Below are 21,898 nucleotides of genomic sequence, written 5' to 3' on the forward strand. Positions count from 1 at the left end.
TATTATTAATAATCGCCACAGTTGTGGCACAATGCCGCCTCATTACAATTTGATGCCAGGCCGTCGGACGGCCAGACCGAGCGGCCTGTCGCGCCTTCCTCTTGCTATTGATGCGTCAGCGCTCATTATACTGTCACGCGCCCTGGGTGTCGGGCGGAGCATAATTACCGGGCGGGCGGCGGTGGCACCCAGAGCGGGAGCGCCAGGTTCAACCAGGCAGTCGTCCCCTTGGAGGTGTTGGCCGCATAAGCGGCCGTCTGAATGTTGACGCCGAGGATCAGTGGCCCGAAGTCGTAGCTGATGGCAGGGCCAATGTTGAGAAGCTGGGTCTTGCCGTTCAGGCTACCAAGTCCGCTATCGGCCTGATATTGATGATAATAGCCGCCGACCAGACCAACGCTCAGCTTGCCGAAATTCCAGCCGGTGCGGAAATCCGCTTCGATCGCGCTGCCACTGTGATATTGCGTATCGGGATTGGTCTCGTTGAAAATACCGCGCCCGACAATACCGACATAAAATCCGTCCTTGTCATTGTGCCTGAAGCCAATGATCGGCTGGTGCGATGCATAACCCGTCGCCGGATTGAAGGCTGCTGTCGAGCTATAGGTGCCAATACTGCTCGCATAATCGTAAGCAACGACGAGTGCATTATTCTTATCGAACGAGTATGTAACGATCAGTGGAGAAAAAACCACGTTGCCAAAGCCCGTATCACCTCCCGCCGAGGCCGTTGCTCCATAAAATTTCAGCGTCGTTGATCCCGTGACTACGGGTACGACGAGCTGAGAATAGATATGGAAATTACCATAGTCTCCCAGCCAGGAGTAGAGGAAGCGGTTTGTATTTGCGACTGCTGAACCAGTAAAATCACTGCCAATAACTGTCTTGCCATTATCGCCGTTCAGTCCGCTGATGCTAGTATATGAAGTCTGATTAACCAAAAAAAGACCAGGAATGGGAGGAAACTCGACGACGAAATCGCCCGTGGATCCAACGGCGAACGGCAGCGCTCCTCTTTCGGAACCGAGCGCACCGTTGGTCGCCATGATTGAAATCGAGAGCAAAGAGATAGCGATGACTCGCTGCGAAACGTTCATGCGAATACCCATCAATGATGTCAACCGGGCGCGCCGCGTCCCGCGGTGCATGTCGGCTGCGGCTTTGCGGATGATGCGGCGCAGTTGAAGCAGGCCAGCGGACGCACGATGGCGCGCGTCGCCCATGCGAACCCCGTTGCCCCTCGGCGAACGAGCGGGGTCACGTCTGAACGACGGCGTGAACGCCCAAGCAACCTGAGTCTAGCGTCCAGGCGGGCTCGCGAACGGTAAGCCGAAGCTCCAAAATTTCAAATATCGCATCTTCATCTCCCTGGATTTTTATTTGATGCGGAGGCGTAATTCGCTATTCGCATTTTTTTATTTGTTGTATGTCAAAAAATATAGGCAGATGCTTGAAAAACGCCAATCATTTGTTTCAATTCTACATATTCCGATTTTCTATGGCCGGCTGAGGCTTGCGGGAGGGGCTTGGTGGGGCGCAGAAAAACGAGAAACGAAAATCAAACAACAAAGGGAGGCCCCTGATGCGATTTGAACGGCTTGATCTCAACCTGATCGTCCTGTTCGATTCCCTGCTGAAGTCTGAGAATGTGAGCCGAACGGCCAGACAGCTTCACTTGACGCAGCCGACCGTGAGCAACGCCCTCGCGCGGCTTCGCCGTCACTTCGACGACGAGCTGTTCGTCATGGTTGGCCGCAAGCTGGAGCCCACGCCGCTTGCCATCGACCTACGCGAACCTGTGGCGAAGTTCATCCATTTGTCGCGCGTGATCGCGCAGAAGCGGAGCGTGTTCGACCCCGAGACGACCGAACGCACCTTCTCCATCGTTGCCTCCGACTATATCGCTTCGGTTCTCCTCACGCGGGTCGGGCGCCGGCTGGTCTCGGCCACCTCACATGTCAATCTTCGGCATGTGCCCATCTCCGCCGCGGCCATCCAGAAATTTCTGCAGGGCACTTACGATTTTCTCGTCGCGCCCGGCTATGTGTATCAAAACTGGCCCAACACCAAATTCCTCTTCGCGGACCGCTTCGTCGTGATTGCCTGTCGGGATAACACCGAGGTCGGCAGCCAGTTGACGCTCGACGAATTCCTCAACCATCCCCTGGCTGTCTGTCGCTTCGGCGATCTGAGCCAGCCCTCGGTGGTCGAGGAATTCTTGATGAAACATGGCTGCGAGCACTCCGCGCGCGTCGAGTGCGAAAGCTTCGGCCTGTTAGTCGATTACATCGTCGGCACGCCGATGCTCGCGAGCCTTCCGCTGAGCTATGCAAGGATGAGGGTCCAGCGGTCGCCCATACGCCTCGTCACGCCAATGTTCGACATGCCGGTGATCAGGCAGCAGATCCTCTGGCACGGCTATTCCGAAAGCGAGCCGGCCGCGCGCTTGGCGCTCGAGATGATCGAGCAGGAGGCGGCTGACCTCGGCGAATGAGCCATAGTCATTTTTGGTCAGTGTCGGTTCTTTGTTTTATATGAAGGCGTTTCCATTTGAACACTTGGGCCGGCGCTGCCAGCGGGGCGGCGCAGGCACGGCCACGATTTACCAGCTCACGGCCGTATATTTGGTTTCCAAATATTCATGGATCCCTACGGAAGCGCCCTCGCGCCCCAGCCCACTCGCCTTGGTACCGCCGAAGGGAGCGGCAGGATCGGACACCACGCCCCGGTTCAGCCCGGGCATCTTGGCGATCATGGCGCCCTCCACGGCAGCTTCCACGGCGGCATCGGCGCATACCAGGAATGGCGCATTGCCGCCCAGTTCCATGGAGGCGTTCCGGATACCATCGGCCGCCTCCTTCAGGAGGATGCGCCCAACTTCGGTGGAGCCAGTGAAGCTCACCTTACGTACCCGCGGATCGCGCAGCATCGCGCTCACGGTGGGGCCGCTGCGCCGGGTGACGATCGGCCAGCATGCGCTTCAGCTTGGCGTTCTCGTCCTCCAGCGCCCGCAGCCTCTTGGCTTCCGACACCTCCATGCCGCCGAACCGGGCCTTCCACTTGTAGATGCGGGCATCGCTGACCCCGTGCTTGCGGCACAGGTCGGAGACCGGCACCCCGGCCTCGTGCTCCTTCAGGATGGCGATGATCTACTCTTCCGTGAACCGGCTACGCCTCATGGTCTGGTCCTCGCAATGGGCCAGAACGAACTTCAAGCTGGATTAGCCAGGAGGGGCAACGTCATTCGCGCCGCCACCGTTATCTGGCTCAAGTCGGTGTCCACACCGCCAAGAACTCGCGCCGGAGCTTCTTGATCTCCAGCTTCAGCCGCGCGGCACGCTCCGCCAGGATCATGGCGCGAGCCGCAGCAAGGTCGCTCGGCAAAGGGTCCATATAGGGAAATGGAAGCATATCCGCCGTCCCTACGCCACGCCCAAATCCCCCTGACGCGCCAGGTCGCCACGTCCTCTGCGGATGCCGCCAGTCGATGCCTACCAGCAGATAGCCGAGTTGCGCCAGCAGGCTTTAAATCGCCACGGCCAGAAAATGTCCGACTCGGTCAAAACCTGCCCGGCCATGGTGACCCCTCAAGCCGTCGCCAGTTCCCCGGCCAGGGCCTTGCGGATCAGCTCCCGGGTCTCGGCCACGCCGTAGATCTCCACGAAGGAGCCGAAGCGCGGGCCGCGCCCGAGGCCGAGCAGCACCTGGTAGAGGGTGTTGAACCACTCGATAGACACGCCCGGCCGCTCCGGGGTGGCGCCCTTCGCCTTCAGGTCCTGATAGCGCTCGATGGGGCGGGCCACGTCGTAGAGCGCGTTCTGGATGTCGTCGGCCGTGGCGCCGGCCGGCAGGGTCGCCAGCGCCGCATCGAGCTTGGCGAGGGCCTCCTGCTCGACCGCGTCGGGCGCCCGGAACACCTTGTTCGGCTTAACGAAATCGTGGAAATACTTGACCGCGTAGCCGACCAGCTCGGCAAGCTTGGGATGGGTTTCGGCGGACACCCCTGGCACGTGGCGGTTGAGGAAGCCCCACAACACGCTTTCATCCTCGGTGTTGGAGGCGGAGGCCAGATTCAGCAGCATGGTGAAGGACACCGGCATGTCCACCTTGGGCGGTTCGCCTGCATGGATGTGCCACACCGGGTTGCCGAGGCGCAGCTTCCAGTCCTGCTCCTCATACTTGCCGAGGAAGCCGAAATAATCGTCCACGTTGCGCGGGATGACATCGAAGAAGAGCCGCTTGCCCGAGCGCGGCGACTGGAACATGAACAGGCTGAGGCTCTCCGGGGAGGCGTATTTCAGCCAGTCCTCGATGGACAGGCCGTTGCCCTTGGACTTGGAGATCTTCTGCCCCTTCTCGTCGAGGAACAGCTCGTAGTTGAAGCCCTCCGGAGGCTCGCCGCCGAGCGCCTTGGCGATCTGGCTGGAGAGCTTCACGGAATCGATGAGGTCTTTGCCCGCCATCTCGTAATCGACGCCCAGCGCCACCCAGCGCATGGCCCAGTCGGGCTTCCACTGCAGCTTGCAGCCGCCGCCGGTGACCGGGACTGTCACCTTTTCCTTCGTGTCCGGGTCCTCGTAGGTGACGGTGCCGTGCTTCACATGGTGTTCCAGGATCGGCACCTGGAGCACGCGGCCCGTGCGGGGGCAGATGGGCAGGAAGGGGGAATAGGACGCCGCCCGCTCCTCGCGCAGGGAGGGCAGCATCACGTTCATCACCTTCTCGTAATGATGCAGCACCTTCAGCAGCGTGGCATCGAACCGGCCGGACATGTAGCAGTCGGTGGCCGACATGAATTCATACTGGAAGCCGAAGGCGTCCAGGAACGCGCGCAGGCGGGCATTGTTGTGCTCACCGAAGCTGTCGTGGGTGCCGAAGGGGTCGGGCACCTTGGTCAGCGGCAGGCCCAGGGCCTTCTGCAGCATGTCCTTGTTGGGGACGTTGTCCGGCACCTTGCGCAGGCCGTCCATGTCGTCGGAGAAGGCGACGAGCCGGGTCTTCACCTTGTCTTCAGTCAGCACGCGGAAGGCGTGGCGCACCATGGTGGTGCGCGCCACTTCACCGAAGGTGCCGATGTGCGGCAGGCCCGAGGGGCCGTAGCCGGTCTCGAACAGCACTTCTTCCGATCCGCGCTCCTTGGGGTGGCGCTTCAGCCGCTCCACCAGCTTGCGCGCTTCCTCGAACGGCCAGGCCGTGGCCGTCTCGGCCACGCGCTTCAGCTCGCCGGCGAGGTCGGCCGGATCGGCGAAGGCGGACAAGGCAGTATCGGACGGGGCGGCGGACATGGCAGGCTCCAAAAAAGGAGCGCGAACTTAGGAATGTCGGCGGGTGGCGTCAACGCGGGCGGGCCGAAACACCGTCCGCGACGGGCCCCGATGGCTCCTCAATAGAAGCCGATGGGGAACCAGCGCAGGTAAAGGTCGGTATAGACGCCCTTTTCCCAGATGCGCTGCAGGGCGAAGTCCATGGCGTGGCGCAGGGTGTCGTTGCCCTCCTTCACCGCCACGGAGAAGCCGTCGCCAAAGAAGCGGCTCTCGGTGAAGGGGCCGCCCAGGAAGCGGCAGCAATTGGCGCTGTCGGCGCCATTGAGCCACAGGGCGAGCGTGATCCCGTCGCCGAACAGCAGGTCCACCTGGCCTGCCTTCAGCGCCTCCTGGGCCGCCTTCAGGTCCGGATAGGGGCGGATGGCGGCTTCGTTGAAGAAGGAGCGCAGATAGGCCTCGTGGGCGGTGCGGGCGACCACCGCCACCTTCTTGGCGGCCACGTTTTCCGGCGTGGCTGCGGCGAGCGTCTCCTGCCGCTTGCCCACGAAGCGCGCCGGGGTGCCCAGATAGCGCTCGGAGAAATCCAGCGCGGCGCGGGACTGGGGCGTGGCGGTGAGGCCGGCGATGGCCGCGTCCGCCCGGCCCTGCTCGACGCTGTCGGCCAGCGTGTCGAAGGCCGCCGCCTGGATCACGCAGGTCACCCCCAGCTCGGCGCAGATGGCGCGGGCGAGGTCCACGTTGAAGCCGGTCAGGGCGCCATCGGCATTCAGGAAGTTGAAGGGCGGGTAGTCGTCGGTGGTAACGAAGCGCAGTTCCTTGGGCAGGCGCGCGGCATCGGGCCGCTCCAGCCGTCGCTCCACATTCCAGAAATTGGGCACCGATACGCCGCCGGCGCCCCCACCGCTCACCTGCCCGCCCCGGACCGGACCCCACACGGGCGACGGCCCCGGCGGCTGCTGGGCCTGCGCGACCCAGGGCAGGGCCGCCAGCGCGAGCACGACGCAAAGGCGACGCCTCAAGCCACGGCCCGCGACCACGGCCCGCAGGCGGGCGATAAGGACTGGTAGAGCCATGTCGGCGCGGTTACCTTAGGGTTGCACTCGAAGGGGCGGCGCATGGTGGGGGATGCGCGGTCCGCCGACAAGGGGTGGGCCGGGCGGCGGGCCGAGGAGCGAAATAGCCCGAAAAGCAGCGCCGTGCACGGCCTGAGTGCGACGCCTGCATCGCTTGTGGCCGCCCGGCGCCGGGGCGCCGAACCTTTGCCTTTCGAACTGCGGCCATTCGTCGGCCATCTGCCGCACGACGATCTCCGGGCTGCCGCCCGGCGCGCACGCCAGCTCGGCGTCGGCGCCGACGAGGTGCTCGTCGCACAGGGCGTGGTGGACGAGGCGGAAGCAACCGACCTGCTCGCCACCCATCTCGGCCTTGCCGTCGCCGCCCCCGAAGACGCCGCCCCACCGCCCGACGCCGCCACCGCCGAAGCCGTCCTGCGCACCGGGGTGCGCATCGAAGCGCCGGACGGGGGGCGCCCACGTTTCACCCTCGCTGCCCGGGGGCGCGACGTGCGGCGCCTGTTCCGCGCGCTGCGGCGGGATCCGGGCCTTGCCGGACGGGTGCGCCTCGCGGTGCCGGGGGCGGTCCGGCGCGCGGTCCTGACCGCCGCCGGCCCCATGCTGGCACAAGCCGCCGTCAAGCGGCTTCCCGACCGCGACCCGCTGAAATCCGCCGCCACCCTCGACCCCAAGCGGGTCCTCGGGCGCATCGCGCTGGTGGTGGGCCTGCCACTGGCCGGCCTTGTGGCGCTGGCGCCGGAACAGGGCGTGCTTGCGGTGCAGGCGCTGCTGTCGCTGGTCTTCCTCGGCTGGGTCTCCCTGCGCCTTGCCGCCTGCGCCTATGATGCGCCGCCCGACCCGCCGCCGACGCTGGATGACCGGCAGCTGCCGGTCTATTCCCTGCTGGTGCCACTCTATCGCGAGGCGGCCAGCGTGCCGCATCTGGTGGCCGCCCTCGGCGCGCTCGACTATCCGCCGGAGAAGCTGGACATCAAATTGGTGGTGGAAGCCGACGACGCCGGCACCCGCGCCGCCATCGCCGCCCTCACCCTGCCGCCGCACATGGAAGAGGTGCCGGTACCCGCCATCGGCCCGCGCACCAAGCCCAAGGCGCTGGAGGTGGCGCTCGCGGCGGCCCGCGGCAGCTTCGTCGCCATCTATGATGCAGAGGACCTGCCGGAGCCGGACCAGCTACGCCGGGCGCTGGAAGCCTTCCGCACGGGCGGGCCGAAGATCGCCTGCGTGCAGGCCCGCCTTGCCATCGACAATGGCGACGACAGCTGGATCGCCGCCTCATTCGCCGCCGAATATGCCGCCCAGTTCGACGTGCTCTTGCCCATGCTGAGCGCGCTGGGCCTACCCATCCTGCTCGGAGGCACCTCCAACCATTTCCGCCGCCGGGTGCTGGATGAGGTGGGCGGCTGGGACCCGTTCAACGTCACCGAGGACGCGGACCTCGGCATCCGCCTCGCCCGCGCCGGCTGGCAGACGCGGGTGATCTCGTCCACCACCTATGAGGAAGCCCCGGTGACCGCCCGCGCCTGGGTCGGCCAGCGCACCCGCTGGCTCAAGGGCTGGGCGCAGACGCTGCTGGTGCATCTGCGTCAGCCAGGGGCGCTGATGGCGGATCTCGGGGTGGGCCCCGCGCTGGCCCTGCTGCTGCTCGCCGCCGGCCCGTTCGCGGCGGCCCTCGTCCACCCGTTCTGCGTGGCCCTGCTGCTGGCTGACCTGCTGCGCGGGGTCATCGGCCTGCCGCGCGGCTCGATGGCCGAGGCGCTGACCTCGGCCCTCACCTTCACCACCCTGTTCGCAGGCTACGCCGGCACCGCCGCCATAACCTATGTGGGGCTGCGCCGGCGCGCCCGGGTGCCGGGGCTCAAGGTGGTGCTCGGCATCCCGTTCTATTGGCTGCTGCTGTCGGCGGCGGCGTGGCGGGCGCTCATCGAGCTGCTACGCCGGCCTCACCACTGGCAGAAGACCGAGCACGGCGTCGCCCGCCACCGCGTGGCGCAGGCCGCCGCGCTCCGCCGGAGCCCGTCCATAGGCGCTGCGACGAGCCCCGAGGTCGGCCCCGCTCATGCGGCGTCCGCCAAGGCATAGACGCGCAAGCGGTGCCCATCGGGATCGAGCGCAACGAAGCTGCGGCCGAAATCAAGGTCGGTGGGCGGCAGGGCGATCCTCGCCCCACGCGCCAGCCATGCGGCATAAGCGGCATCCACGTCGGCGGCGCCCGCCACCTTGAATCCCAGTTCGCTCCCGCCGCCCGACGCCGTGGGTGCCGGCTCGACGCCGGTTGCCTTCCACAGGCCCAGCGCGAGCCCGGAGGGCAGCACCAGCAGCACGAAGGTCGGGCTCACCTCCACCGGCTCACGCCCCAGCAGCCCGGCATAGAAGCGGCCACTGGCCTCGGGGTCGCTGACATAAAGGAGAAGATTGTTGGTCTCGGTCACGATGTGCTCCTGCTCGGTTTCGATCGGGAGCCATGCTTATGGCAACATACTGTCAGTTTCCGTCAGCATCATGCCCCCGGGACTGCGACTGACGCCACGCCTTCAGCAGGGCCTGCCGGCGCCTGGGATAGCGGGCATCGAGCAGTTCCGCGTCCTGGATGCGGTCAGTGCGAAAGGCGCGGAAATCGCCGCGCAGCTCGCACCAGCCGAGCAGCACCCGCACCTGATCGAAGAACGCCAGCGCAAAGGGCCAGACCACACGCTGTGAGGGCGCGGCCGAGGCATCGCTATAGGCGAGCCACAGCTTCCGCTCGGTCCGGATCGCCTTGCGCAGCAGGGCGGGATCGATGCTGTCGCCCGGGATCGTCTGGCCGGGGCCGATGAGCAGGGCCGAGGCTTCGAGTTCCGCCCGCAGATCGGCCGGAAGCACCGCCTCGATGCGCGCCAGCGCGCCGCGGGCCGCCGTGCCGAGCCGGCCGTCGGCGCGTTCGGCCACCCAGCGCGAGCCCAGCGCCAGGGCCTCGATCTCCTCGAGCGTGAACATGAGGGGCGGCAGGAGGAACCCCGGCTTCAGCACATAGCCGACGCCCGGCTCGCCCTCGATGTGCGCGCCCTGCGCCTGAAGGCTGGCGATGTCGCGATACAGCGTGCGGATGCTGACGCCTATCTCCTGCGCCAGCGCCTTGCCGCTGACCGGACGGCGGTGGCGACGCAGGAGGTCGAGCAGAACGAAAAGGCGTTCGGAACGGGACATGGGCACACGCCTGCGGGCGGCCGTGGCCGGTTCAGGGCGGCCGGTGCCGCGTCCGGGCGCGGCGTTCAGCCGATCCGGCCGGCGTCAGGCCTCATAAATAGCGCTTCAGCTCCGCCGCGGCGTCGGCCGGCGGCCGCTTGGAATTGAACGGGGCGACGAAGGTGCCGGACTTGTCCATGAGATAGACCACCGCCGTGTGGTCCATGGTGTAGTCCCCGCCGGTCAGCGGCACCTTCTTGGAATAAACCCGGTATTCCTTCTTGATCGCCTCCACCGCCTCCGGCGTGCCGGTGAGGCCGCGGATCTGCGGGGCAAAGCTCGACAGATAGGATTTCAGCGCCTCCGGCGTATCGCGCTCGGGGTCGACGGTCACGAAGAACACCTGCGCCTTGTCCGCGTCCGGGCCGAGGGCGGTGAGGATCTCCGACATCTCGAACAGGGCGGTGGGGCACACGTCCGGGCAATGGGTGAAGCCGAAGAAGATGAGGCTCGGCTTGCCCTTCAGCGCGGCTTCGGTGACCGGGGCGCCGGTCTGGTCCACCAGCTTGAACGGCCCACCCACGGCGGCGGTGCCGGTGCTCGTCACCCGCGGCGTCGGGCTACCCACCAGCATGGTCACGGCGGTGACCATGACGAGGGCGCCGGCCGCGAAGGCGCAGAACAGGGCGATGATCTTGGTGCGTTGCGACAGCTTGATCTGGGACATGGGCTGGCGATCTTGGCCTTTGCGATCGGGTCCGGACGTGGTTGCGCCAGGGCGTCAGCGAACCCGCGCCGGGTGGGGGGGTCACAGGCAGGCAGCGATGCCCGCGCTCATGATGTCGAAGAAGACGGTGGCGCCATGTCGCGCCCACAGCACGCAGGCGGCCGCGAACAGTGCCCCGGCCACCGCCACGCTGCCGACCACGACCATGCGCGCCCCCAAACCCGACCGGCCGGACTGCGACCCGCGCGGCGCAGAGCCGGCGGCGGCATCCATCTGGCGGTGGAGGGAGAGGGCCATGGCTGGTCAGGTTCCGTTGCGGCGGCCCCGCGCCGGACTTCGGCCGGGAGCGCGGCGCAGGATAGCGTGGGCGGCCGGCCAAATCCAATGGCGGCGCCTCACCGCTGCGTGACAGGGCGCCGCGCCGCCCGCCCGTGCCGGCGCCGGGGACTGCGCGGGACGCGCACTTGTTCCGGGCCGGCCCCTCGGGCATCGTGCGCGCCATTGTTGAGCGCCTGCCTGCGCGGACTTGTTCCTGAGGACCTTGAAATGTCGCCCTCCCCCCGCCCGCTTCAGCCCGGCGACCATGTGTTCCTGGTGGACGGCTCGTCCTTCGTGTTCCGCGCCTATTTCCAGTCCATCAACCAGGACCGAAAGTACAATTTCCGCTCCGACCGGCTGCCCACCGGGGCGGTGCGGCTGTTCTGCACCAAGCTGCTGCAATTCGTGCGCGACGGGGCGGTGGGCATCAAGCCGACCCACCTCGCCATCATCTTCGACAAGTCGGAGGATAGTTTCCGCAAGGAGCTTTACCCCGACTACAAGGCCAACCGCTCCGAGCCGCCCGAGGAACTCATTCCCCAGTTCCCGCTCATGCGCGAGGCGGTGCGCGCCTTCGGCCTCATTCCGGTGGAGCAGGCGCGCTACGAGGCGGACGACCTCATCGCCACCTATGCCGACCAGGCGGTGAAGGCGGGCGCGGACGTGCTCATCGTCTCCGCCGACAAGGACCTGATGCAGATGGTCGGCCCCAGGGTCGCCATGTACGACCCTGCTTCCGGCGAGAGCGGCGGGCGCGGGGCGCGGCCGGAGCGGCGCATCGGGGTGGGCGAGGTGCTCGAATATTTCGGCGTGCCGCCGGAGAAGGTCACCGACGTGCAGGCGCTGGCGGGGGATTCCACCGACAACGTGCCCGGCGTGCCCGGCATCGGCATCAAGACCGCCGCCCAGCTCATCGGCGAATACGGCGACCTTGAAACCCTGCTGGCCCGCGCCGGCGAGATCAAGCAGCCCAAGCGGCGCGAATCGCTGCTCACCAATGCCGAGGCGGCGCGCATCTCCAAGACGCTGGTCACGCTGGTGCGCGACGTGTCCGTGGAGGTGCCGCTGGAGGACCTGGTGCTGGAGGCGCCCGACGCGAAGCGCCTCATCGCCTTCCTGAAGGCCATGGAGTTCACCACCATCACCCGCCGCGTGGCCGAGGCCTATGGCGTGGAGGCCGCCGAGGTGGAGGCCGACCCCAGGCTCGCCCCCGCCGGCCTGTTCTCCCCCGCCGCCCCCGCCTCGGCCGAGGAGACGGACGGCGCAGCGCCGGCCAAGGGCGGGGAAGCGCCCGCGGTCTCGGCCGTGGCGCACGCCATGGATGGCACCCTAACCCCGTCCGACCTCGCCCATGCCCGCGCCAGCACGGCACGCACCATCCCCGTGGACCGCACGGCCTACCGCACCGTCCTCGACCTCGCCGAGCTGAAGGCGTGGTGCGCCAAGGCGCAGGACCAGGGACTTCTCGCCTTCGACACCGAGACCAATTCCCTCGATCCCATGCAGGCGGACCTGGTGGGCGTCTCGCTCGCGCTGTCGCCCAACGAGGCCTGCTACATCCCCCTTGCCCATACCGGGGCCGGCGACGGGCTGTTCAGCGAGGGGCAGCTTCCCGGCCAGATCCCGGTCCGCGATGCCATCGCCGCGCTGAAGGGTGTGCTGGAGGACAAGGGCACCCTGAAGGTCGGGCACAATGTGAAGTACGACCAGTTGGTGCTGGCCCGCCACGGCATAGATGTCGCCCCGTTCGACTGCACCATGTGCATGTCCTACGCGCTGGACGCGGGCAAGAACGGCCATGGCATGGACGAATTGTCGGTGCTCCATCTCGGCCACCAGCCCATCGCATTCTCGGAAGTGACCGGCAAGGGCAAGGGAAAGGTGACCTTCGACAAGGTCGCCCTGGAGCCCGCCACCCAATATGCCGCCGAGGATGCGGACGTGACCCTGCGCCTGTGGCAGGTGTTGAAGCCCCGCCTCGCCGCCGAGGGCCGCACCACCGTCTACGAGACGCTGGAGCGCCCGCTCATCGCCGTGCTGGCGCGCATGGAGAGCCGGGGCATCTCCATCGACAAGGCCATGCTGGCGCGCCTCTCCTCCGAGTTCGCGCAGGGCGCGGCGCGCATCGAGGACGAGATCGCGGAGCTGGCCGGCGAGCGGCTGAACGTGGGCAGCCCTAAGCAGATGGGCGACATCCTGTTCGGCAAGATGGGCCTGCCCGGCGGCACCAAGACCGCCACCGGCATGTGGTCCACCAAGGCCACCGCGTTGGAAGAACTGGCCGAGGCCGGCCACAAGCTGCCGCAGAAGATCCTGGACTGGCGCCAGCTCTCCAAGCTGCGCTCCACCTATACGGACGCCCTGCCCCATTTCGTGAACCCGCAGACCAAGCGCGTCCACACCTCCTATGCGCTGGCCGCCACCACCACCGGGCGGCTGTCCTCTTCCGACCCGAACCTGCAGAACATCCCCATCCGCACCGAGGAAGGCCGGCGCATCCGCCGCGCGTTCGTGGCGGAAGAGGGCAACCTGCTGGTGTCGGCGGACTATTCGCAGATCGAGCTGCGGCTCCTCGCCGAGATCGCCGAGATCCCGGCCCTGCGCACCGCCTTCACCGAGGGGCTGGACATCCACGCCATGACCGCCTCCGAGATGTTCAACGTGCCGGTGAAGGACATGCCCGCCGAGGTGCGCCGGCGCGCCAAGGCCATCAATTTCGGCATCATCTACGGCATCTCCGCCTTCGGCCTCGCCAACCAGCTGGGCATTCCGCGCGAGGAGGCGGGGCAATACATCAAGCGCTACTTCGAGCGCTTCCCCGGCATCCGCGACTATATGGAGGAGACCAAGACCTTCTGTCGCGAGCACGGCTATGTGGAGACCCTGTTCGGCCGACGCTGCCACTATCCCGAGATCGCGGCCAAGAACCCCTCCATCCGCGCCTTCAACGAGCGCGCCGCCATCAATGCCCGCCTGCAAGGCACGGCGGCGGACATCATCCGCCGCGCCATGATCCGCATGGAGCCGGCGCTGGAGAAGGCGAAGCTATCCGCGCGCATGCTGCTGCAGGTGCACGACGAACTGGTGTTCGAGGTGCCCGAGGGCGAGGCGGACGCCACCATCCCCGTGGTGCGCCAGTGCATGGAAACCGCCTCCGCCCCCGCCGTCGCCCTCGCCGTGCCGCTGAAGGTGGACGCGCGGGCGGCGAAGAACTGGGAAGAGGCGCACTGAGGGGGCGTCCGGCGTCCCGGCCGGCGGCCGTTCCGGCGCCAGCGCACCCCCTCTCCCGCGTGCGGGGGAGGGTTCACGGGAGATCCCAGTCCGGACATCGACTTTCACGCCCGGCGCCGCGCCCGGTGGCACAGCCCCCCGCACATTTGCTAGACACCTGCCATCCAACCGAAAGGACCATCCCATGAGCATCGAGAGGCTCGACAAGGGCCGCCGCATGAGCGAAGCCGTGATCCACGGCAACACCGTCTATCTCGCCGGCCAGGTGGCCGAGGGGCCGGACGTGGAAAGCCAGACCAAGGCCGTCCTCGCCTCCATCGACGCCCTGCTGGCCCGCGCCGGCACCGACAAGTCGCGCATCCTCACCGCCACCATCTGGCTGTCGGACATCGCCAATTTCGCCGGCATGAACAGCGTGTGGGACGCCTGGGTCGACCAGGAGAACCCGCCGGCCCGCGCCACCAGCGAGGGCAAGCTCGCTGCCCCCAAGTTCCTGGTGGAAATCATCGTGGTCGCCGCCCGCGGCTGAGCTTCAGCGTTCGACATCCTCCGGCGGCGCCCCGCGCGTCCGCCGGAGGGCCGCAGCCGCGTTGATCGGCAGACCGGCACGCCTTACGTTGAAGATCCAACAGTTTCGGGAGCACCTTTCCCCATGGCCGCCACCGGCCCCGACACCCCCAACTCCGGCGCCCTATCGCCCCGCGCCCCGCGCCAGGCCGGACATGCGCGCATGGAGGCCCTCGCGCGCCTGCCGGTGTTCTTTGGCCTGGAGGGCCGGCGCGTGCTGGTGGCGGGCGGCGGCGAGCCGGCAGCCTGGAAGGCGGAACTGCTCTCCGCCGCCGGGGCGCGGGTGGAGGTGATCGCCCCCCATGTCTGCGAGGACCTGTGGCGGCTGGCCGGCGCGCCGCCCCGTGGACCCATCTCGATCCATGTGCGCGACTGGCACGCCGACGACATCCCCGGCGCCGTCCTAGCGGTGGCCGGCTTTGACGAAGAGGCGGACGCCCTCAGCTTCACCACCGCCGCCCGCGCTGCCGGCGTGCCGGTGAACGCCATCGACAAGCCGGCCCTCTCCGACTTCACCTTCGGCGCCATCGTGAACCGCTCGCCGCTGGTGGTGGGCATCTCCACCGACGGAGCGGCGCCCGTCTTCGGGCAGGCGGTGCGGGCCAAGATCGAGGCGCTGTTGCCCTCGGGCTTCAAGGCCTGGGCGCTGGCCGCAAAGACGTGGCGGCAGGCGGTGACCGCGCGCGGCCTCTCCCACCACGCCCGCCGCGCCTTCTGGGAACGCTTCGCCGCCACGGCGCTCACCGAGCCCAACCGGGCGCCACAGGACACCGACCGCGCCGCCCTGTTCACCGCCATCGAGGCGGAGGGCACGCCACACCGCTCCGGCCATGGGGGCTCGGTGGTGCTGGTGGGCGCAGGTCCCGGCGATCCGGAGCTACTCACGCTCAAGGCGGTGCGGGCGCTGCAATCGGCGGACGTGGTGCTCTATGACGACCTCGTCTCCGGCGCGATCCTCGATTTCGCCCGGCGCGAGGCGAAGAAGATGCTGGTGGGCAAGACCGGCTACGGCCCCTCCTGCAAGCAGGACGACATCAACGCCCTGATGGTGGACCTCGCCAAGGAAGGCCGCCGCGTGGTGCGCCTGAAGGGCGGCGAGCCCATGATCTTCGGCCGCGCCGGGGAAGAGATCGCGCATTGCCGTGCGGCGGGGGTGCCGGTGGAGGTTATCCCCGGCATCTCGGCACCGCAGGGGGCGGCGAGCCGGCTGGTCACCTCGCTCACCCACCGCGACCATGCACGGCGGCTGCAATTCGTCACCGCCCATGCCCGCGACGGCAAGCTGCCCAAGGACCTCGACTTCAACGCGCTGGCCGACAAGGCGGCGACGACGGTGGTCTACATGCCCCGCCGCACCCTGCCGGACCTGGTGCGCAACCTGATGGCCGCGGGCATCGATCCGGCGACGCCGGCGGTGGCCATGTTCTCGGTGACGCGGCCGGAGGAGAAGGTGATCCTCGCCACAGTCGCGACGCTGGCGGAAGAGGTGGCCCGCGCCGCCGAGGCGGGCGCGCAAGGCCCCTGCCTCATCCTCTATGGCCAGGCCCTGGCCGAAGTGGCGGTGGAGGCCCTGCCCCAGATCGTCCAGGCTGCCGCCAACGGCGGCTGAGGGGCGAATCCCGACGCCAGCCCGCGCTGCCCCCTTCAGGAATACGTCCCAAACACACTCTCGTCATGCCCCGGCTTGACCGGGGCATCCACGCCACCGGGCCGGGCAAGCGACTCGTTGGATCCCCCGGTCAAGCCGGGGGATGACGGCGGCGAGATGGCGTTAGGGCGTGATGCGGTGGGTGTAGCCCCTCCCCGCCCCTCACATATTGGGATAGTTCGGTCCGCCGCCGCCTTCGGGGGCGGTCCAGGTGATGTTCTGGTTGGGGTCCTTGATGTCGCAGGTCTTGCAGTGCACGCAGTTCTGCGCGTTGATCTGGAAGCGCGGCGCGTCCGCCCCCTCCTCGATCCACTCATAGACGCCGGCCGGGCAGTAGCGGTTGGACGGGCCGGCATAGATGTCGTGCTCCGACGCCTTCTGCAAAGCCATGTCCTTCACCACCAGATGCACCTGCTGGTTTTCCTCGTGATTGGTGTTGGAGAGGAACACCGAGGACAGCTTGTCGAAGGTCAGCACGCCGTCGGGCCGGGGATAGGTGATCTTCTTGCAGTCCTTGGCCGGCTTCAGCGAGGCGGCGTCGGTCTTGCCGTGCTTCAGGGTGCCGAACAGCGAGAAGCCCAGCGTGTTGGTCCACATGTCCAGCGCGCCCAAGGGAATGCCGAGGAAGGTCCCGAGCTTGGACCACAGCGGCTTCACATTGCGCACCTTCTTCAGGTCCGCGCCGATGGCGGAGGAGCGCCACGCCGCCTCGTAGCTCGCGAGCTCGTCGTGGCCGCGATCCTCGGCCAGCGCCCCGGCGAGGTGGTCGGCGGCCAGGATGCCGGAGAGCACCGCATTGTGGCTGCCCTTGATGCGCGGCACGTTCACGAAACCCGCCGCGCAGCCCACCAGCACGCCGCCGGGGAAGCTCAGCTTCGGCACGCTCTGGTAGCCGCCTTCCGAAAGCGCCCGCGCGCCATAGGCGATGCGCTTTCCGCCCTCGAAGGTGTCCTTGAAGAAGGGGTGGGTCTTGAAGCGCTGGAACTCGTCGAAGGGCGAGAGATACGGGTTCTGGTAGTTGAGGTGGACCACGAAGCCCACCATCACCTGCTCGTCCTCCATATGGTAGAGGAAGGCGCCGCCGCCGGTCTTGCCGTCCAGCGGCCAGCCGAAGCCGTGCTGCACCAGGCCGGGCTTGTGCTTCTCCGGCTTCACCTTCCACAGCTCCTTGAGGCCAATGCCGAACTTCGGCACGTCGCGACCGGCGTCGAGGCCGTATTTGGCGATGAGCTGCTTGGTGAGGTGGCCGCGCGCGCCCTCGGCGAACACGGTGTAGCGCCCGCGCAGTTCCATGCCGCGGGTGAACTCGCCCTTGGGCACGCCGTTCTTGTCGACGCCCATGTCGCCGGTGGCGATGCCGGTGACCGCGCCCTTGTCGTCAAAGAGGATCTCATCGGCGGCGAAGCCGGGATAGATCTCCACCCCCAGCGCCTCGGCCTTGGCGGCGAGGAAGCGGCAGACATTGCCCAGCGAGCCGACGAAATTGCCGTGATTGTTCATCAGCGGCGGCATGGCGAAATTGGGCAGGCGGATGCCGCCGGCGGGGCCGAGCAGGTAGAAATGATCGTCATTGACCTGGACGGAGAGCGGCGCATCCGCCTCCTCGCGCCAGCCGGGCACCAGCGCATCGAGGCCGACCGGATCGATGACCGCGCCGGAGAGGATATGGGCGCCCACCTCGGAGCCCTTTTCCACCACCACCACCGAAATGTCGCTGCCGCGCTCGGCCGCCTGCTGCTTCAGGCGTATGGCGGTGGCAAGCCCGGCAGGCCCGGCGCCAACCACCACCACGTCATAATCCATGCCTTCGCGTTCAGGCAAATCCGCCGCGCTCATGCATCAAGCTCCCGTCTCTCTCGTTTCTTGGTTGGACTTCTTCCACGGTTGCAGCGCAATGACAATTGCGTCTATGCCGCATACGACAATCTATTGCCCTAAGCGGGTACAAGATGACCAATTTGGGTAAGCCGCTCCGGCGCACGGGAGCCGGCCGGAACGCTGCGGTTTCCGCTCCCGGCGATCCGGCTCTAGAATGATGCCATGACCGCGACGCCCCAAGATCACCCCGAAGATCACCTCTCCGACATCGCCGATATTCTCGCCTTCTATCTGGAGGCGGGCGTGGACGTGGCCGTGGGCGAGGCTCCGGTGGATCGCTTCGCTGAAAGCGCGGCCGAGCAGGCACGCAGTCGCACGCAACGCCCGCCGGCTGTCCCGGCGCCGGACATGCCACCGCCGCCTACCGCCGCACGACCGCAGGCTTCCGCGCGCCCCGCGCCGCCGGCCGCTCCCGCGCCGCGCTCCGGTACCTTGTCGGCGTCGGCCGCGGGTGCGTCGGCGCTGGTGACCCAGCCGCCGGATGAGGCGGTGATGTCGGCGCGGGAAGCGGCGCGGAATGCCGAGAGTCTGGACGCCCTGCGCGCCATCCTCGACGGCTTCGAGGGTTGCGCCCTGAAGCGCACGGCGACACGGCTGGTGTTCGCCGACGGCAATCCCAAAGCGAAGGTGATGTTTGTGGGCGAGGCGCCGGGCCGCGACGAGGACCAGCAGGGCCTGCCCTTCGTGGGCCGCTCGGGCCGGCTGCTGGACCTGATGATGGCGGCCATCGGCCTCGACCGCACCAGCGCCTATATCGCCAACGTCATCCCCTGGCGCCCACCGGGCAACCGCACCCCGACGCCCCAGGAGACGGCGGTGTGCCTGCCCTTCATCAAGCGCCAGATCGAATTGGCGGACCCGGATATCCTGGTGTGCCTCGGCGGCCCGTCGGCGCAGGCGCTGCTCGCCACCACCGAGGGCATCACCCGGCTGCGCGGCCGGTTCATGGACTATGAGAGCGGCACCCGGACCATCCGCGCCATCGCCACCTTCCACCCGGCCTATCTGCTGCGCACGCCGCTGGGCAAGCGCCTCGCCTGGCGCGACATGCTGGCAGTGGAAGCCGCGCTCGCGAACGGGCACTGATGGTCGATCCGCCAGCGCCGACCGGCCGCCTGGAACGGATGGGGAGAGACGATCTTGAGAACGCTTCTACGGGTGGCCTGCGCGGTGGCGGCATTTGCGCTTCCCTGCGGGGGTGCCGCAGCGCAAACGCACCTTCCCGAGGGCGCGACCATCGCCAACGATGCCAAGCCCCTGCGGGTGTTCACGCCCCCGAGGAATCCCGGCAGTACCGGCTTCAGCGCCGTTGACCGCCTGGCGATCGAAAACCTGATCCGGGTCTATTCCCTGGCCTATGACAATGGTCAGGCGGATGCCTGGCTCGGTCTGTTCACCGACGATGCGGTATTCGTCGCAGGCATGCCCGGTGGGCCAGCGGTTGCGTTTTCCGGCGAAGGCTTTCGCGCTTTCTGGCGCGAGCGGATGAAGGGGTTCGCTGCGTCCGGCAACGTGCGGCGGCACCTCATGTCGAACATCGTGTTCATCGACCAGTCCGACGCGGCGGCCCATGTCAGCGTCGTCGGGCTGCTCGCCAATACGAGCGACGGCCGGACCTTCAGCGTCGTCTCGAGCCTCAATTACGAGGGCTGGCTGGTGAAGGGCGCCGACGGCTGGAAGATTGCCCGCTGGCACGATTTCCCCGATGCGCCTGTTGGCCAGTGAACCAGCGGTTGGCGCGCGCTTAGGCTAACCGTTGCGGTCTCGGCCGCCGATCGCTCAGCCGCCGATCGCTCAAAGGTCGGCGGTGCCGAGCGGAGCCTTCGCGAGGGACGAATTGCGGTAGCGGGGATCGTCGGTCACTTCCTCGCCCGCCCAGTCCGGCAGCTCCACATGCTCGTCGGCGCCTTGAAGCTCCACCTCGGCCATGACGAGGCCGTCGTTCTCACCCTCGAAGACATCCACCGTCCAGGTCCGACCGGCGTGCTCGACGGCATAGCGGGTCTTCTCGATCAGCGGCTGGGCGCAGAGGGTCTCCAGCATGGCCTGCGCATCCGCGAGCGGAATGGGATATTCGAACTCCGCGCGGGCGATTCCTTCGGTCTTCCCCTTCACGGTGATGAAGGCTTCGGCATCGGCGATCCGGATGCGCACGGTCGCCCCGCCGCTGGACAGGTAGCCCTGCCGGATGGTGCAGGCGCGCGCTCCGGCGCGCCAGCCAGCCGACTTGACCAGAAATTTGCGCTCGATTTCGACGGGCATCAGCTGCTTGACCTAAGAGGCGTCAGCTTAACCCCATTTTGCGCCGGCACGTCCAGAGCCAGGGTGGTTCCATGGCACCGACCGAAGCAAGAAAACGATTTCGTGCGCCCGCCTGCGGCAGAAGGCGGCGGCAGGATCGTGGAATGCGAGAACGGCTGGTGCGGCCGGGAGTTGCCCGGCCGCACCGCATCGCCTCAGGCGTGCACCTTGCTGCCGTGCGCCTTCTTCTCCTGCCCCTTGCTCTCATGCCCCTTGGACGAGCGCACCGCGGGCGTGTCGGCGTCGTGGCGGGAGGGCGGGCTGTCGGCGCCGATGGTGGTGATGCGCATGATGTTGGTGGTGCCTGGCTTGGCGAAGGGCACGCCGGCGGTGATGGCCAGCCGGTCCCCGGGCTTGCCCAGGCCGTGCTCCACGGCGGTGCGCACCGCCGTGTCCACCATGTCGCCGAAGGAGTGGATGTCCTCCTTCATGTGCACGGCGTGCACGCCATAGGACAGCGCCAGACGACGCGCCGTCTCCATCTTCGGGGTGAGGCCGAGGATCGGGATGGCCGGGCGCTCGCGCGCGGCCCGCAGGCCCGTGGTGCCCGACAGGGTGAAGGCCACCAGCGCCGAGGCATCCACCGCGATGGCGGCCTGGTAAGTGGCCTTGGTGACCGCGTCGCCGATGGTCTTGCCCCATTCCGCCTGGGTGGCGTCCAGCGCCTGTCGGTAGCCGGGATCGCACTCCACGTGGCGGATGATGTCGTCCATGAAGGTGACAGCCTCCACCGGGAACTGGCCGGCCGCCGTCTCCGCGGAGAGCATCACGCAGTCGGCGCCCTCATAGACGGCGGTGGCCACGTCCGACACCTCGGCACGGGTAGGCACCGGGGCGGTGATCATGGATTCCAGCATCTGGGTGGCGACGATGACCGGGCGGCCGAACTTACGCGCCTCGGCGATCATGCGCTTCTGCAGCGCCGGCACCTCGGCCAGCGAGATTTCCACGCCGAGGTCGCCGCGCGCCACCATGATGGAATCGGACAGCTCCACCAGCTCGGTGAGATAGTCCACCGCCGACGGCTTCTCCATCTTCAGCATCACCGCCGCGCGGTCCTTGATGAGCGCGCGGGCCTCGTGGATGTCCTCCGGCCGCTGCACGAAGGAGAGGGCGATCCACTCCACCCCCGCCTCGCAGGCAAACTCCAGGTCCAGGCGATCCTTGTCGGTGAGCGGCGACAGCGGCAGCACCACGTCGGGGATGTTGAAGCCCTTGTTGTTGGACAGACGGGTGCCTGCCACCACCTGGGCCTCCAGGAAGCCCTCGCCCTTCTTGACCACCTTCAGGCGCACCTTGCCGTCGTCGCACAGCACGGTGGAGCCCACGTTCAGCGCAGCGAGGATATCGGGGTGCGGGATCGGCACGCGGGTCTCGTCGCCCGGCCGGTCCACGTCGGCATCGAAATGCAGGATGTCGCCGGCCTTGATGGCGATGGCGCCGTCCTTGAAGCGGCCGATGCGCAGCTTGGGGCCCTGCATGTCGGCGATGACGCCGATGGGCCGGTTCATCTCCTTTTCCAGCCGGCGGATGCGGGCCAGCACCTCGCCATGGTTTTCCTGCGTGCCATGGGAGAAGTTGAGCCGGAACACGTCCACACCGGCGAGGAACAGCGCCTTCAGCTTCTCCTCGCTGTTGGATGCGGGGCCGACGGTGGCGACGATCTTGGTGGCACGCTGGCGCTTCAGGGGCTGCTGGCGCTTCGTGGGCATGGGGTCTTCCTCCGGCT

General features: G+C 67.5%; 19 protein-coding genes and 2 pseudogenes. 7 read left to right on the top strand and 14 right to left on the bottom strand.

Going from position 1 to position 21,898, the window contains the following annotated elements; all coding sequences use genetic code 11:
* Positions 1-164: 164 nt before the first annotated feature.
* Positions 165-1,223 (bottom strand): SphA family protein, encoded by a 1,059-nt coding sequence (locus V5F66_RS15975; protein WP_394094235.1) that lies wholly within the window; start codon positions 1,221-1,223, stop codon positions 165-167.
* Positions 1,224-1,582: 359 nt separating this feature from the next.
* Here V5F66_RS15975 and V5F66_RS15980 point away from each other — a divergent pair, with 359 nt between their 5' ends.
* Complete coding sequence (locus V5F66_RS15980) at positions 1,583-2,494, top strand: LysR family transcriptional regulator (protein ID WP_394094236.1); 912 nt, start codon at positions 1,583-1,585, stop codon at positions 2,492-2,494.
* 108 nt (positions 2,495-2,602) lie between these two features.
* Here V5F66_RS15980 and V5F66_RS22330 read toward each other — a convergent pair whose 3' ends face one another.
* The 6 genes and pseudogenes from V5F66_RS22330 to V5F66_RS16005 form a co-directional block, all read right to left on the bottom strand.
* The gene (locus tag V5F66_RS22330; RefSeq protein WP_445329426.1) at positions 2,603-2,755 is read right to left on the bottom strand and encodes an aldehyde dehydrogenase family protein; all 153 of its coding nucleotides are present in this window, start codon (positions 2,753-2,755) and stop codon (positions 2,603-2,605) included.
* Positions 2,741-2,965 (bottom strand): annotated as a pseudogene (locus tag V5F66_RS22335) (aldehyde dehydrogenase family protein); the annotation flags it as partial. The pseudogene V5F66_RS22335 and the gene V5F66_RS22330, both read right to left, overlap by 15 nt.
* A pseudogene (locus tag V5F66_RS15990) lies at positions 2,964-3,149 on the bottom strand (transposase); the annotation flags it as partial. The pseudogenes V5F66_RS22335 and V5F66_RS15990, both read right to left, overlap by 2 nt.
* Before the next feature lie 118 nt (positions 3,150-3,267).
* On the bottom strand, positions 3,268-3,411 hold the full coding sequence (locus V5F66_RS15995; protein ID WP_394094289.1) for a hypothetical protein: 144 nt from the start codon (positions 3,409-3,411) through the stop codon (positions 3,268-3,270).
* Between the two features lie 176 nt (positions 3,412-3,587).
* The gene (locus V5F66_RS16000) at positions 3,588-5,285 is read right to left on the bottom strand and encodes a lysine--tRNA ligase (RefSeq protein WP_394052494.1); all 1,698 of its coding nucleotides are present in this window, start codon (positions 5,283-5,285) and stop codon (positions 3,588-3,590) included.
* Between the two features lie 98 nt (positions 5,286-5,383).
* Positions 5,384-6,283, bottom strand: coding sequence for a transporter substrate-binding domain-containing protein (locus V5F66_RS16005; protein ID WP_394094238.1), 900 nt, complete (start codon positions 6,281-6,283; stop codon positions 5,384-5,386).
* A 240-nt stretch (positions 6,284-6,523) separates the two neighbouring features.
* On the opposite strand from V5F66_RS16005, the gene V5F66_RS16010 reads away from it, so the two are divergent.
* Positions 6,524-8,416: a glycosyltransferase gene (locus V5F66_RS16010; RefSeq protein WP_394094239.1), complete on the top strand. Its 1,893-nt coding sequence runs from the start codon at positions 6,524-6,526 to the stop codon at positions 8,414-8,416.
* Here V5F66_RS16010 and V5F66_RS16015 read toward each other — a convergent pair.
* The 4 genes from V5F66_RS16015 to V5F66_RS16030 all read right to left on the bottom strand — a co-directional run bounded on the left by V5F66_RS16015 (position 8,392) and on the right by V5F66_RS16030 (position 10,523).
* Complete coding sequence (locus V5F66_RS16015) at positions 8,392-8,766, bottom strand: VOC family protein (protein ID WP_394094240.1); 375 nt, start codon at positions 8,764-8,766, stop codon at positions 8,392-8,394. The genes V5F66_RS16010 and V5F66_RS16015 overlap by 25 nt on opposite strands.
* A gap of 52 nt (positions 8,767-8,818) precedes the next feature.
* The gene (locus tag V5F66_RS16020; protein ID WP_394094241.1) at positions 8,819-9,520 is read right to left on the bottom strand and encodes a helix-turn-helix transcriptional regulator; all 702 of its coding nucleotides are present in this window, start codon (positions 9,518-9,520) and stop codon (positions 8,819-8,821) included.
* 91 nt (positions 9,521-9,611) lie between these two features.
* Positions 9,612-10,226, bottom strand: a complete 615-nt coding sequence (locus V5F66_RS16025; RefSeq protein WP_394052472.1) for an SCO family protein — start codon at positions 10,224-10,226, stop codon at positions 9,612-9,614.
* Between the two features lie 81 nt (positions 10,227-10,307).
* Positions 10,308-10,523, bottom strand: a complete 216-nt coding sequence (locus V5F66_RS16030) for a hypothetical protein (RefSeq protein ID WP_393999522.1) — start codon at positions 10,521-10,523, stop codon at positions 10,308-10,310.
* Between the two features lie 249 nt (positions 10,524-10,772).
* Here V5F66_RS16030 and polA point away from each other — a divergent pair, with 249 nt between their 5' ends.
* The 3 genes from polA (at position 10,773) to cysG (ending at position 15,951) form a co-directional block, all read left to right on the top strand.
* Positions 10,773-13,775: a DNA polymerase I gene (gene polA / locus V5F66_RS16035; RefSeq protein ID WP_394094242.1), complete on the top strand. Its 3,003-nt coding sequence runs from the start codon at positions 10,773-10,775 to the stop codon at positions 13,773-13,775.
* A gap of 184 nt (positions 13,776-13,959) precedes the next feature.
* Positions 13,960-14,304, top strand: coding sequence for a RidA family protein (locus tag V5F66_RS16040; RefSeq protein WP_012114396.1), 345 nt, complete (start codon positions 13,960-13,962; stop codon positions 14,302-14,304).
* Positions 14,305-14,427: 123 nt separating this feature from the next.
* On the top strand, positions 14,428-15,951 hold the full coding sequence (cysG, locus tag V5F66_RS16045) for a siroheme synthase CysG (protein ID WP_394094243.1): 1,524 nt from the start codon (positions 14,428-14,430) through the stop codon (positions 15,949-15,951).
* 201 nt (positions 15,952-16,152) lie between these two features.
* Here the strand turns inward: cysG and V5F66_RS16050 are convergent, their stop codons facing one another.
* On the bottom strand, positions 16,153-17,826 hold the full coding sequence (locus V5F66_RS16050; RefSeq protein WP_394094244.1) for an electron transfer flavoprotein-ubiquinone oxidoreductase: 1,674 nt from the start codon (positions 17,824-17,826) through the stop codon (positions 16,153-16,155).
* Positions 17,827-18,030: 204 nt separating this feature from the next.
* Between V5F66_RS16050 and V5F66_RS16055 the strand changes: the two genes are divergently transcribed.
* Entirely contained in the window at positions 18,031-18,954 is a 924-nt protein-coding gene (locus V5F66_RS16055; RefSeq protein WP_394007367.1) for a uracil-DNA glycosylase, read from the top strand.
* A gap of 54 nt (positions 18,955-19,008) precedes the next feature.
* Positions 19,009-19,593: a nuclear transport factor 2 family protein gene (locus V5F66_RS16060; protein ID WP_394052458.1), complete on the top strand. Its 585-nt coding sequence runs from the start codon at positions 19,009-19,011 to the stop codon at positions 19,591-19,593.
* 69 nt (positions 19,594-19,662) lie between these two features.
* Here V5F66_RS16060 and V5F66_RS16065 read toward each other — a convergent pair whose 3' ends face one another.
* Together V5F66_RS16065 and pyk are read right to left on the bottom strand one after the other, a co-directional pair.
* Positions 19,663-20,130, bottom strand: a complete 468-nt coding sequence (locus tag V5F66_RS16065) for a CYTH domain-containing protein (protein WP_012114391.1) — start codon at positions 20,128-20,130, stop codon at positions 19,663-19,665.
* A 194-nt stretch (positions 20,131-20,324) separates the two neighbouring features.
* The gene (gene pyk / locus V5F66_RS16070) at positions 20,325-21,881 is read right to left on the bottom strand and encodes a pyruvate kinase (protein WP_394094245.1); all 1,557 of its coding nucleotides are present in this window, start codon (positions 21,879-21,881) and stop codon (positions 20,325-20,327) included.
* Between the last annotated feature and the right edge of the window lie 17 nt (positions 21,882-21,898).

This window comes from Xanthobacter versatilis, from assembly GCF_043193975.1.
GTDB classification, from domain to species: Bacteria; Pseudomonadota; Alphaproteobacteria; order Rhizobiales; family Xanthobacteraceae; genus Xanthobacter; species Xanthobacter autotrophicus_E.